The organism is Dyadobacter sp. BE31, from assembly GCF_031457695.1.
GTDB lineage: Bacteria > Bacteroidota > Bacteroidia > Cytophagales > Spirosomataceae > Dyadobacter.
Map to the genome: position 1 here is coordinate 430,843 of NZ_JAVDXA010000003.1, position 12,674 is coordinate 443,516.

The window sequence follows — 12,674 nt, forward strand, 5'->3', positions numbered from 1 at the left end:
TTATCTTTTGGTTAAGGCGGCGTCTGAATTGAGAATGGTACTCGCTACTACGCTGTTGGCGGCAAGCAATGCGGGATCGAGCGTTTTATCGGCCATATGCTGGCCGGTACGCAGCCAACCCACGGCCTTTTTGGGATCTTTCCGGAACTTGCCTTCTTCCACTTTTCGCAATGTCAGCAGCAGGTCTACCTCTTTCACAGGCGGTTTGCGGCCCGTAAGCTTGCGGTAGGCAGTTATGATGGACTGGCGTGCGTCGGGAATGCGGGTCATTTGCTCGCCCAGCACATGCATGGCTTCCACAAATGTGGGATCGTTGAGAGTTACCAGGGCTTGCAATGGCGTATTCGTTTTTTGCCTGCGAACCACACAGAAGCTCCGCGAAGTAGCATCGAATGTCGCCAGCGTGGGGTTCGGTACCGAGCGTTTCACGATCACGTACAGGCTCCGGCGGTATACCGCATCGCCCGAATCGGGCGTGTAAGTGGTGTTGTTGATCGACCATAACCCCTCCGGTTGGTAAGGTTTCACACTCGCGCCACCGATTCTGGCATTCATCAATCCGCTTGCCATCAATGCATTGTCGCGGATCATTTCGGCCGACATACGGTTGGCAGGCCCGCGTGCGTACAGTCGGTTTTCGGGGTCGCGCTCGCGTACGTCCTTGCTCGTGCGGGAGTCCTGGCGATAGGTGGCCGACATCACGATCAGTTTATTCAGTTTTTTTACGTCCCAGTCTGATTCTCGGAAGGTAACAGCCAGCCAGTCGAGCAATTCGGGGTGCGTAGGCAGCTCGCCCTGATTACCGAAGTCCTCGGTCGTTTTGACAAGTCCGGTACCGAAGAAATTCTGCCAATAGCGGTTCACCGCCACGCGGGCGGTCAGCGGGTTATCCGCGTGTGTGAGCCATTGCGCAAGCCCGTAACGGTTTTTGGGTAAGTTTTTAGGGTATTCCAAAATCGAGGCTGGCGTAGAGGGGAACACTTTTTCGCCCAATGCGTCATAATTCCCGCGAAGCAGGATGTGTGCCTGCTTGGGTTTCGGCATTTCCTGCATCACCATTAGCTCGCGGATATGTTCGGTAGAATCCGAGAGTTGTGTGCGGGCCTCGCGCAAGGCTATGCGTGCCTTGGCGGTGGCGGGATCGACGGCAGAAATATAATAGCTTTTCAATGCAGCGGTTTCCGACCAAGATAGCTGCGCGGCATTCTTCGGTCCCATGGTCGCCCACGACGACTTGCGGGCGAGTATCGCCGCTTCAAATGGTGTGAGCTCGCGATTGTAGACGGTCACGTCATCGACTTGTGCATTTTTTAACCCAAAACCACGCCACCACGCCCCGATCTGCAAGCCGGGCTGAACGGAAGATTTAAACAAGATATCCTTCGTCAGTTGATCCATGGTCGTTTCCATCGCGGCTTCCTGCCCATTGATATACAACCTGAATCCGGCCGCTTTGGAAGAACCGTCATAAGTGACCGCCAGCTGCACCCATTGGTCTTTCGGAATAGGTTGCTTGCTCACCCTGGTGAGCGCGTCCGAGGGGGCGGTATGCGCCATATTCAGTTCGAGGCGGTCGTTTTTAAGGTATAAATGATAGCCACGGAAGTTGTAGAGGCGTTCCGCCTGGCTTTTGTGAAAGATCACGCCTTCATGCAGTTCTTTGGGGATGTTTACCCAAATCCCCACGCTGAACGGCTCCGATTTCCGGAACACACCGTTCTGTCCGAGGTCGAGGTACACATCGCCGTCGAGCAGTAGCGATTTGCCGTCGGACTTTGCTGCAAATACCGGGTCGCCGCCCGGAGAGCCGGCTTCCCGCTTCATTACGCCTGTTTCTTTGGCATTTACCGCGTTGCGCAGCGAGCCGTTTTCAAAAGTGTAATAGGCTTGCAAACCGGCCGTAGGAAGTGTCTCTTTCGCCAGGTTCCGGTATTTTCCGTCATTAATCCATTGCTTAAAACCGGTTTCCGCCTGGCGCTGGGTGGCTGTAAGCTGCCGCTCTTCGGTTTTGATCCTGGTTTGGATAAACCGGAGCGTTTGTTCCTGTTCGGCGGTCGGCAACAGCATGGTAGGGGTGGGTAATGCGTCGTCCCACGATATTTGTCCGGCTTCTTTTACATTATTGAAGAAGCTGAACAGCTCGTAATAGTTTTTCTGCGAAATGGGGTCGTACTTATGGTCATGGCACTTGGCGCATCCTACCGAGAGGCCGAGGAATGCATCGCCGAAGGTGTTGGTGCGGTCGACGACATATTCGGTCTGAAATTCTTCTTCGATAATGCCGCCCTCCATGTTCTGCTGGTGGTTGCGGTTGAATGCGGTGGCGATGCGCATGTCCTTCGTAGGGTTGGGCATCAGGTCGCCGGCCAGTTGCCAGTGGATGAACTGGTCGTAATGCATGTTTTTGTTGAATGCATTGATCACCCAGTCGCGATAGGGCGACATATCCCTTAGCCTGTCGACCGTGTAGCCATGCGAATCGGCAAAACGCGCCAGATCGAGCCAGTCTACCGCCATTTTTTCGCCATAATGCGGGGAGGCGAGCAGCCTGTCGACTTGCTTTTCGTAGGCATTTGCCGAATTGTCTTTTAAAAACGCATCTGTTTCTGCCAGCGTGGGTGGCAGCCCGGTAAGGTCGAGCGAAACGCGGCGGAGCAGTATTTCTTTCTCGGCTTGGGCCGATGGTTGCAGTTTTTCCTCTTCCAGTTTTTTAAATACAAAATGGTCGATCGGGTTAATCGCCCGGTCATCGTGCTGCGTGTCAGGTATATCTGCCTTTTCGGGTTTTACGAATGCCCAATGCGGCTTGTATTCGGCGCCCTCGTCGATCCACCGGATAAGAATCGCTTTCTCACGCGCGGAGAGGCTCAGGTGCGACTCAGGCGTAGGCATGACGTAATCCGGATCGGAGGAGATGATACGATGGAAAAATTCGCTATCGGCCAGGTCGCCGGGATCGATGGCGGCCAGTCCCGAATTTTTGGAGACTTTATGAAATGCGGATTCAGCCATGTCCAGTCGCAAGCCGCCTTTTTGCTTCGCTTTATCCGGCCCGTGGCAGGCAAAGCATTTGTCGGAGAGCACGGGTTTTACGTGTTGGTTGTAATCCAGCTTTTCGGGCAGCGCTTTCATTGCAACCTCTACATCCTCGGGCAGTTTGGGGGAACAGGAGAAGAAATGCCCGGTCAGCAACACCCACAGAATGAAAAACTTAATATGCTTCATGCTCAATGATACCCGTTTGATCTCTTTCGGCTTCCTGGTTGAAAAAATAGCAAAAGCCGTCGGCCGTGTCGTTATACGCTTTTTTGCAGATGTTTTGTTCAGGGATCGTGCCGGCCTGGTTTTGAGGGACTGAAATTGTGACCCTGATTGCGTGCAGTGTTATTGATTTTGTGCAAAAATACGAAGAATTAGTTCAATAAGATGGTGGCGTATTGACGTAATGTGATACTCCGTTTGCGTAGCCTTTGGGGTAGGCTTCAATGATTTGGCCGGAAGGCCGTGAAGAAGGAGAATAAGTAAAGAAGAAAAAAGAGGAACGTCAGTAGTTGAGTACTTGCAGCAGCCGACAGCCTACTGCTGTGCAACGGCCGCGGGGTCGTTGTTTCGGATGGACACGCGAATGTCCTCGATCTGGTGGTGGGCAAGCCAGCGCCTGAAGTCCAGTGCATGTTCTGGCTGGTGGTGGATGATCGCCCCGTTGGTCAGCATCAGCGTGAAGGTGCTGTACGCCTGAAGAAACTTGCAGACCTCTTTGGAGTGATATTCGAATCCGGCAAAGTAAGGTTTAGTGTAAGACATAGGCCGATTTAATTAACTTCTAGTTGCCTAAATTTAAATACATCGTCTCTCGGACGAAGAATTTATTGAGTAATGTTTCGGAATTACTTATTTAACGGCTTTACAAGTTATTGTATGGAGAAAATCCTTTACGGAATATGCATATTGTAGACTTTATCGACAATACTTGTACAGCAGAGCGTCCCGTGTAAAATTATCGCGGCACACCTCTTTTCATGGCTGGCATTATTTCTATATTTGAGTGCCCAGGGTTCGGAAACCCAGGCCGTATTAAATTCTATTTTAAACCTAAATACATCAACAACATGCGTTGGCAGGATTTACGCAGAAGCAGCAACGTGGAAGACCGCCGTGGAATGTCGGGCGGGGGCAAAGTTGCATTGGGAGGCATCGGGGTGATCATCGTGGTTGCTATCGGGCTGCTTACCGGTCAGGACCCGCAGGAAATACTTTCGAATATCCAGGGCGCCCAAACCGAACAGGCCGAAACCCGGCAGGCGGGGCCACGCCCGGACGACAAGACGGCGGATTTTGTGTCGGCGGTGTTGGGAAGTACCGAGGATGTTTGGACGCAGATTTACGCACAGAACAATGCCGAGTACGAAAAGCCGGTATTGCAGATGTTTTCGAATGCCACACAAAGTGCTTGCGGCGGGGCTTCCTCGGCCATGGGGCCATTCTATTGCCCGGCCGATCATAAAGTTTACATTGATCTTACCTTTTGCGACGAGTTGCGCGACCGGTTCAACGCCCCCGGTGAATTTGCAGTCGCGTATGTGGTGGCGCACGAGGTGGGGCACCACGTGCAGAACCTGATGGGTATTTCGCAGCAGGTACAGGAACAGCGCAGCAGGCTGAGCGAGGCCGATTATAACAAGCTGTCGGTCAAACTGGAATTACAGGCCGATTTCCTCGCAGGTGTGTGGGCTAACCACGCCAACCAGATGAATAAAATCCTCGAACCCGGTGACCTGGAATCCGCGCTTACCGCCGCCAATGCCATCGGTGACGACAAGCTCCAAAAGGAATCACAGGGTTACGTGGTGCCCGACGCTTTCACGCATGGTACCTCGCAGCAACGGATGTATTGGTTCAAGAAAGGTTTTGAAACCGGCGATCTCGCGCAGGGACGTTTCCAGGATATCCGGTAAATTGGGCCTGTTAGTCGCTGTTTTCGTCTTTAATGCCTTTCAATAAAGCATAAATGGCCATGGCATGTCCCTGGCCGAGGTCATAATCCGTTTTAAGCCATTGAACAATATCGCCAGCCTTCGTGCTGGCTTTTAATTGCCCGTCGGCTGTGAAGCCTTTTTGCTCGGCCAGCTTCCGGAAATCGTCCGGGCCTTTGCCGGTTTTGGCGAGGATGGTTTTGAGGTATCCCTGGAATGACATATGGTTTTCGGTTGGTTTAAGAAATTAGAGGCGCAAAATATAGGGTATATTAAAATTCACCGCAAAAGTTTACTTGGTTTAGGTACTGTTGTAATATAATTTGCAAAGATTTTTTACACTTCTTATTAAATGCTCTATCAGAATATTCTTCTCATCGATGATGATGAAGATGATCAGGAGATATTCCTGACTGCCCTTGAAACTACCCGAAAGCCGGTCCGCTGCACTGTACTGGACAGCGCCAGGAAGGCATTAAACCAGATTCACCGCGGCGAACTTGAAGCCGACCTGATCTTTCTGGACCTTAATATGCCCCTGATGAACGGGCAGCAGTTTTTAGCGGAGATCAAAAAAGACGAAAAACTTCGCAAAATTCCGATAATAATTCTGTCCACTTCTTCCAATGCCGCCACGGCTATGCAGGTAAAACAGCTGGGGGCGTGCCATTTTTTTACAAAACCGGACCGTTTTGAAGATCTGGTGGCGATTCTCGACGAAGTACTGGTATAGCCTGCCAAGCCTGGCGCGATTATAGTAGGGGCATCTGCATATTCATTCATCGATATGGATTTACGTAGGCCCAAAGACAACCAGTTTTTTCATTTTATTCAGGGAGGCGGCGAAATGGGCGCTCTGACGCGCTCGTTCGACTGGTCTCAAACGCCGATCGGTCCGCCGGAGCAGTGGCAGCAAAGCTTGCGGACGACCCTGGGTATTGTTCTGCATTCGGCGTTTCCGATGTTCCTTTTCTGGGGCGAGGATCTGATCTGCTTTTATAATGACGCGTTTCGCCCGAGCCTGGGTGCCGAAGGCAAACATCCGGCGCTGGGGAAGAAAGGCGAGGAGGTATGGCCGGAAATCTGGGACTTTATCGGCCCGCTGCTCAGCAAAGTGATGACAAGCGGAGAGCCGGTGTGGTTTGAAGACGAACTGGTGCCGTTTTTCAGGAACGGCAGGATCGAAGATATTTACTGGACGTTCAGTTACAGCCCTGTTTACGACGATAGCGGACAGGTCAACGGCGTGTTTGTGACCTGTACCGAGACCACCCAGAAAGTGATGATATTCAACCGGCTGCAAGAATCCGAGCGGCGTTTTCAAAACCTGGTGGCCGAGGCTACGGTGGGGATAATCGTACTCATCGGGAAGGATATGATCGTGGAGATTGTCAACGATGCCTACGGGCAGCTCGTCGGGCGCTCGCGCGAGGAGCTGCTCGGGAAGCCGCTTTTTTCTGTGATCCCGGAAACCGAGCCCGATTTCAGGAACGTTCTCGAGGAGGTTAGAACAACGGGCGAGCCGATCCATCTCAGCGAACATCCCTATTTCGTGCTGGTAAATGGCGAGAGAAAGGAAGGTTTCCTGAACCTGGTGTATCAGCCTTACCGGGACGACGACGGCAAAGTACATGGGGTAATGATCCTTTGCCATGATGTGACGCCGCAGGTGGTTGCGAAATTAAAAATGGAGGAGATCGTAGCCGAGCGCACGCGAGAGCTCGCCGCCGCGAACCGCCATTTGCAGCGTTCCAATGCGGAACTGGCCCAATTTGCCTATATTGCCTCGCACGACTTGCAGGAGCCGGTGCGGAAAGTGGCCACATTTACACAATTGCTGGAAGCCGAGCTAGGCGGTACGACCGATCGCCAGCGCAGTTACCTGGACAAAATTAAAAACGCATCGTCGCGAATGCTGCTGCTGATCCGTGACGTGCTTACTTTCTCGCAACTGGCCCGGGATTCAGACCTGGTTACCCAAGTCGATCTGGGCGTAGTACTCGATAACATTGTGGACGACCTCGAATTATTGATTGATCAGAAACACGCGTCGGTCGCCTACGAGGGGCTTCCTGTGGTGGAGGCAGTCCCGTTGCAGATGGCGCAGCTCTTCGGGAACCTTATTTCCAATGCATTAAAGTTCACCAAAAGCGGGGTGGACCCGGTTATCACTGTCTCGGCAGAGAAATTGGATAAAGCGGGATTGAAATCATACCCGATGCTCGATGCCCGATGTGCCTATCACCATTTGCAGGTCAGCGACAACGGTATCGGTTTTGAGCAGCTTTACGCCGAACAGATTTTCGAGATTTTTCAGCGTCTGCACGGCAAGAAGGATTTTGAAGGGACGGGTATTGGACTGGCGATGTGTAAAAAGATCCTTCAAAACCACCATGGACACATTTACGCCACTTCCTCCGAAGGCCAGGGTGCCACTTTTCATATTCTGATACCTGAAAACCAGGCCTGTTTTGCCGATTCGTCGACAATTTAAGCCCAGTCGTCGATTTCCTTCATCTTCGTCAAGTACCCATCAGTATACGTATTTCGATTTCGCCTTTAAAGAATATTTAATCTTTAAATTTTACAAGTATGGCGCAATCGATACGAAGTTGTTTATCGGTCTTACTGGCCGTGCTGTTTTGTTCATATGAAGCAGCCGGGCAGGAAAGACGTGTGAAAGGAAAGGTGACAGATGAATCCAACGCGGGTATACCGGGTGTGAGCGTGCTCGTGAAGGGAACCAACAGCGGTACGAATACCGATGCGGATGGGAATTTCAGTATCGCGCTGCCTGCCGGCAGCCATGTGCTTACGGTGTCCTCGATCGGACACGTGACCCAGGACGTTAACGTACCCGCTGGAACGACCGAGGTGACTGTCAAGTTGAAAGCGGATGTCAAAAGCCTCGGAGAGGTGGTGGTAACTGCATTGGGGGTGCAGCGCAGCACGCGGAATGTCGGTTATGCTGTGCAGCAGATCGACGGCGGCGGCATTCAGGAAGCCCGGGAAGTGAATTATATCAACTCGTTACAGGGGAAATTAGCCGGTGTGCAGATCGGCGGGAACAGCGGCTCGATGGGCGGCTCGTCGCGGGTGACGATCCGGGGGTTGAAATCCATTTCGGGTAACAATAATGCATTGTTTATCGTCGACGGTGTGCCGATGGCGAACATGAACCTGAACTCGTACGGCGTTACGGGCGGGCAGGGGACAGGCGGCGGCGGTTATGATTATGGTAACCCGGCACAGCTCATCAATCCCAATGATGTGGAGAATATTTCGGTACTGAAAGGCGCTGCTGCAACGGCACTTTACGGTAGTCGAGGGCAGAACGGAGTGATTTACATTACCACTAAAACAGGCAAGGGCTCCGGTAAGCTATCTTTGAATTATGACCTGAATATCCAGGCCGACCAGGTCTCGCTTCTGCCCAAATTTCAGAACCTTTACGGAGGCGGCGGAAGTTCGAGTTTTACGAAGTTGTATGTCAATCAGAACCCGTCGGGCTTCCTGCCGGGCGGCGGAACTTACGATGATGGCGACGGCAAAGGCCGCTACGACCTCATTCCCGACTATGGTACCGACGAATCGTGGGGGCCGAAGATGGAGGGGCAGCTGGTGCGGCATTACTGGTCGTGGGATCAGGACCGGAATAACCCGAATTTTGGTAAAACGGCACCGTGGAGCCCACATCCCGACAATGCGAAGGATTTTTTCAAAACCGGCGTTACATTCTCGAATAACCTCTCGGTGGCGAGCAGCGGCGACAATGGCTCGATCCGCTTTTCGGCCGGGCAGACCAAGCAGAACTTCATTTACCCGGGCAGTAACCTGAGCCGCTTTTTTATCAGCCTGAATACGGTTTATAAATTCACCGACAAGTTCACATTCAGTGGGGGCATCAACTACGTGAATGACCATTCCAAAGGCCGGCCGGGAACGGGTTTCTTCGGCAATAACCCGATGTTGTTTTACGTGATGTTCGGGCAGCGGCAGATTGACGACGCTTACCTGCGCAACTACAAATATGCCGACGGCACCGAGCAATCTTGGAACCGCACAGCATGGAATATCCAGAAGCCTGCATTTACCCAGAATCCCTACTGGAACCAGTATGAAAACTATAATACTGACCAGAATAACCGGTATTTCGGCAATGCAGGCCTTACTTACAAGCTCACCGACTGGCTCTCAGCCGACGTCCGTGTTTTCTCCGACTACCTCAATCACCTCGACGAGGTCAGGAGTGCGAAAGGCTTTTTTGTAGGGTCCTATGCCAAACGGGTGGTGATTAATAATGAAAACAATTACCAGGGAACACTGAACGTGAACAAAAGCTTTGCCGACTCGAAATTCACGCTGGAAGCAGTGGCCGGGGGCAATATCTTGCGGATCAAATCGAGTATCGACGCCGGAACTACCAACGGCGGGCTGCAAAATCCGATGGTGTATGTACTGCAAAATTCGGTGACGCCTGCGACGGTTTCCAATGCGTACGGGAACAAGCAGATCAATTCGGTTTTCGGTTCGGTGACATTGGGTTATAACAAATACCTGTTCCTCACGGCGACCGGCCGTAACGACTGGGCTTCAACCTTGAAGCAGACGGGCAATTATTCCTATTTCTATCCGTCGGTGTCGGGCTCGTTCATTTTCTCCGACCTTATCACCGGTGCCAAATGGCTCACGCTCGGGAAGGCGCGCCTGTCATATGCACGCGTGGGTAACGATGCCGATCCGTATTCGGTGTCAAGGTATTACGATTACGTGGCGCCATTTGATACTTATCCCTTGCAAAGCACTTCGGATAAGCTTTTCAATAGCAGGCTGAAACCGGAGCTGTCGTCGGAAACGGAAGCGGGCGTGGATTTTAAATTCTTCAATGACCGCCTCGGTGCGAATTTTACTTATTACAATCGCAAGACCAAAAACCAGATCTGGAACGTGCAGATACCTTCCGAAAGTGGATTTACTACCAAAGTCGTGAATGGCGGAACGGTGCAGAATAAAGGTATCGAGCTCACATTGTCCGCTACACCTGTGCAAACTACCAATTTCAGCTGGCGGGTAGGGCTTAATTTTTCCAAGAACAAGAACATTGTGCTTGATCTGAACAGTACCGGCGACAACATTGCGGGCATTGAACGGTTCATTATCGGTACCGAACGCCGTACGAACAAGGTATCGATGGTAGCGCAGAAAGGAATGTCGCTCGGCACCATGCTGGGCACGGATTACGTGTACGATTCCAAAGGCAACAAAACCGTGGCCGACAACGGGACTTACAATGTGACGCCCACGCCGGTGATCATCGGGGACGCCAATCCGGATTTTATTGGCGGCCTTTCAAATATGCTGAGCTACAAGAATTTTTATCTCTCGGCATTGGTGGATTTTCAAAAGGGGGGTGATTTCTTTTCCTATACCAACTTGTACGGAAACAAATCGGGCATGCTGAAAGAAACAGCAGAGAATGGTATCCGCGAAAACGGCCTGGTGAACCCGGGCGTAAAGGCGGATGGCTCGCCTAACGATATCGTGGTAGCTGCGCGGACGCATTTCAATGCCGATGGCGGTAACCGCATCAGCAAGGCCAATCTCTACGACGGCAGCTACATTTACCTGCGTGAGGTGCGGCTGGGCTGGTACCTGCCCGACAGCTGGGCGCAAAAAATCCGTATGCAGGCATTGCGCGTGACGCTCACCGGACGCAACCTCTGGCTGATCAAAAGCAATGCGCCGAACGTCGACCCGGCCAACATTACCAATTCCATCAGCAACCAGATCGGTTTTGAAGGCGGTGCATTGCCGGCCGTACGCAGCTACGGCGTGAACCTGAATGTTACTTTCTGACCCGGTTTTAAATCGATTGATATGAAAAACAAGATATTACTATTGATCGCTATCCTGATGGGTTTCACTGGGTGCGACAACTTCGAATCGCTGAATACCGACCCGGCGCGGTCGAGTGAGACTCAACCGGAATTTCTGCTTTCCAATGCCGAAAAGCGTGCGAGCGACCTGATGTACGATTCCTATTTCAACGGGCGGATCGGGATGGAGCTTTCGCAGTACTGGATGGGGACCGACAAGACTTCCGACGGGCGTTTCCTGTTCACCAATGACGGCCTCTGGGCAGGGCTTTATGCCGGCCCGCTAATGGATTTGAAAGAGATCAGCAACTATTACGACCGTCATCCCGCCGAAAAAAGCGCACATACCCTGGCTGTGGCTGAAATCCTGAAAGCCTGGATTTTTCATGTACTGACCGATGTGTATATCGATATTCCTTACACGCAGGCATTGCAGGGCGAGAATATTCCACAGCCGGTGTTCGATCAGGGAAAAGATGTGTATACTGCGTTACTCGGCTCTCTGAAAACGCAGATCGATGTGCTTTCCGGAACCTCTTCCGGTGTGATACGCGGTGATATTATTGCTAAGGGCGACGCGCAGCAGTGGATCAGGATCGCGAATGCATTACGGATGCGCATTGCCATGCGTATGGCCGATGCCGCGCCGGCGGAAGCGAAGTCGGTTATTGAGGATGCTGCCAAGAATACGCTGACCGGCACTGCCCAGGATGTGTTTTTTCCATACAATGTGGCTACTACGACCAACCGCTTTCCCTATAATGATGTGGAGCGCCCGCTGGTGGAATTCGCAGTTACATCTACGCTGGTGGAATACCTGCAATCGGTGAATGACCCGCGTTTGCCGGTTTTTGCACGTCCTGACGAGACCAATGGCAAGTACATCGGCAAAGTGTATGGTACCGAAGCCAATTCGCCGACGATGATCGGTCTTTCGAAGCCGGGCGTGATCGCTTACAGCGGCTCGGCGAAGGGTTATTTGATCACTTTTGCGGAAGTAGCATTTATCAAAGCGGAGGCTGCGGCGCGCGGAATGAATGTGGGGAGCGACACACCTGAAACACTGTACAATGAGGCAGTGAAGGCATCGATGGCGCAATGGGGTATCACCGACGCGAAAGCGGTGGAGGCTTACCTGAGAGCAGTACCCTATACGGCGGGCGCCTGGAAAAATGTGATCGGTACGCAGAAATGGATCGCTATGTATATGCAGGGGCTGCAATCGTGGCTGGAACGCCTGCGGCTGGATCCGAAAAAGCCCGATGGCACCGCGCTGTTTATCCCGCCAGCGTCGGGTAGCCTCGATCCGGACGTTACCGATGTGCCCAAACGGTTGAAATACCCCAGCAACACACGCGCCAGCAATGCACAAAACAGTGAGAGCGCTGCCAAGCGGATAGGCGGTGATACTCAGGCGGTGAAGAACTGGTGGGACGTCCACTGAAAATTAAGATTTTGTTAAAGCATCCTCTATCTTGATTCGGCTCCTTACCTTTGGCGCCGAATTAAGTTTGGATGTGAGATGACGCACGAAAAAATATTTGTTTTAGAAACCGGAAGAGCCGTGAAAGTAAAAGTAGAGGGCGTACTAGCCGACGACCTCTCGAAAGTAAGTATCCAGGTCGATGTTTTGATTAAAGATCCGAAGGAAGAGGAGTTTAGGCCGCCCATCGGGCTAACGCACCCGAAGTACTGGAAATTGAAAAATCTGGAACCTGAGAAGGCCAGTGCGCTGCAAATCCAGTACAGCGGCGTGCACCGTAAGCAAATCAGGAAAACGATCCGGGAATTTGATAAATTACATGCTTTGGAGGTACAAGATTAA

At 52.0% G+C, this 12,674-nt stretch carries 9 protein-coding genes; 6 read left to right on the forward strand and 3 right to left on the reverse strand.

The features are described 5' to 3' along the window. Together J2Y43_RS17500 and J2Y43_RS17505 are read right to left on the reverse strand one after the other, a co-directional pair. Positions 1-3,225, reverse strand: coding sequence for a DUF1553 domain-containing protein (locus J2Y43_RS17500; RefSeq protein WP_309985009.1), 3,225 nt, complete (start codon positions 3,223-3,225; stop codon positions 1-3). Positions 3,226-3,576: 351 nt separating this feature from the next. Further along, entirely contained in the window at positions 3,577-3,804 is a 228-nt protein-coding gene (locus tag J2Y43_RS17505) for a hypothetical protein (RefSeq protein ID WP_309985011.1), read from the reverse strand. A 305-nt stretch (positions 3,805-4,109) separates the two neighbouring features. On the opposite strand from J2Y43_RS17505, the gene J2Y43_RS17510 reads away from it, so the two are divergent. Beyond that, positions 4,110-4,955: a neutral zinc metallopeptidase gene (locus J2Y43_RS17510; RefSeq protein ID WP_309985013.1), complete on the forward strand. Its 846-nt coding sequence runs from the start codon at positions 4,110-4,112 to the stop codon at positions 4,953-4,955. A 10-nt stretch (positions 4,956-4,965) separates the two neighbouring features. On the opposite strand, the gene J2Y43_RS17515 is transcribed toward J2Y43_RS17510, so the two are convergent. Then, complete coding sequence (locus J2Y43_RS17515) at positions 4,966-5,196, reverse strand: DUF4287 domain-containing protein (protein ID WP_309985015.1); 231 nt, start codon at positions 5,194-5,196, stop codon at positions 4,966-4,968. A 129-nt stretch (positions 5,197-5,325) separates the two neighbouring features. Between J2Y43_RS17515 and J2Y43_RS17520 the strand changes: the two genes are divergently transcribed. The 5 genes from J2Y43_RS17520 to J2Y43_RS17540 all read left to right on the forward strand — a co-directional run bounded on the left by J2Y43_RS17520 (position 5,326) and on the right by J2Y43_RS17540 (position 12,674). Further along, on the forward strand, positions 5,326-5,706 hold the full coding sequence (locus tag J2Y43_RS17520) for a response regulator (protein WP_309985017.1): 381 nt from the start codon (positions 5,326-5,328) through the stop codon (positions 5,704-5,706). Positions 5,707-5,760: 54 nt separating this feature from the next. After that, complete coding sequence (locus tag J2Y43_RS17525; protein WP_309985020.1) at positions 5,761-7,467, forward strand: PAS domain-containing protein; 1,707 nt, start codon at positions 5,761-5,763, stop codon at positions 7,465-7,467. 98 nt (positions 7,468-7,565) lie between these two features. Next, on the forward strand, positions 7,566-10,829 hold the full coding sequence (locus J2Y43_RS17530; protein ID WP_309985022.1) for a SusC/RagA family TonB-linked outer membrane protein: 3,264 nt from the start codon (positions 7,566-7,568) through the stop codon (positions 10,827-10,829). Positions 10,830-10,850: 21 nt separating this feature from the next. Continuing rightward, positions 10,851-12,293 (forward strand): SusD/RagB family nutrient-binding outer membrane lipoprotein, encoded by a 1,443-nt coding sequence (locus J2Y43_RS17535; protein WP_309985024.1) that lies wholly within the window; start codon positions 10,851-10,853, stop codon positions 12,291-12,293. A gap of 120 nt (positions 12,294-12,413) precedes the next feature. After that, on the forward strand, positions 12,414-12,674 hold the full coding sequence (locus J2Y43_RS17540; protein WP_309985027.1) for a hypothetical protein: 261 nt from the start codon (positions 12,414-12,416) through the stop codon (positions 12,672-12,674).

Coding starts and splice junctions, on each gene's coding strand:
- J2Y43_RS17515 (WP_309985015.1), bottom strand. CDS start 5,196: ATGTCATTCCAGGGATACCTCAAAACCATCCTCGCCAAAACCGGCAAA.
- J2Y43_RS17525 (WP_309985020.1), top strand. CDS start 5,761: ATGGATTTACGTAGGCCCAAAGACAACCAGTTTTTTCATTTTATTCAG.
- J2Y43_RS17510 (WP_309985013.1), top strand. CDS start 4,110: ATGCGTTGGCAGGATTTACGCAGAAGCAGCAACGTGGAAGACCGCCGT.
- J2Y43_RS17500 (WP_309985009.1), bottom strand. CDS start 3,225: ATGAAGCATATTAAGTTTTTCATTCTGTGGGTGTTGCTGACCGGGCAT.
- J2Y43_RS17530 (WP_309985022.1), top strand. CDS start 7,566: ATGGCGCAATCGATACGAAGTTGTTTATCGGTCTTACTGGCCGTGCTG.
- J2Y43_RS17505 (WP_309985011.1), bottom strand. CDS start 3,804: ATGTCTTACACTAAACCTTACTTTGCCGGATTCGAATATCACTCCAAA.
- J2Y43_RS17535 (WP_309985024.1), top strand. CDS start 10,851: ATGAAAAACAAGATATTACTATTGATCGCTATCCTGATGGGTTTCACT.
- J2Y43_RS17520 (WP_309985017.1), top strand. CDS start 5,326: ATGCTCTATCAGAATATTCTTCTCATCGATGATGATGAAGATGATCAG.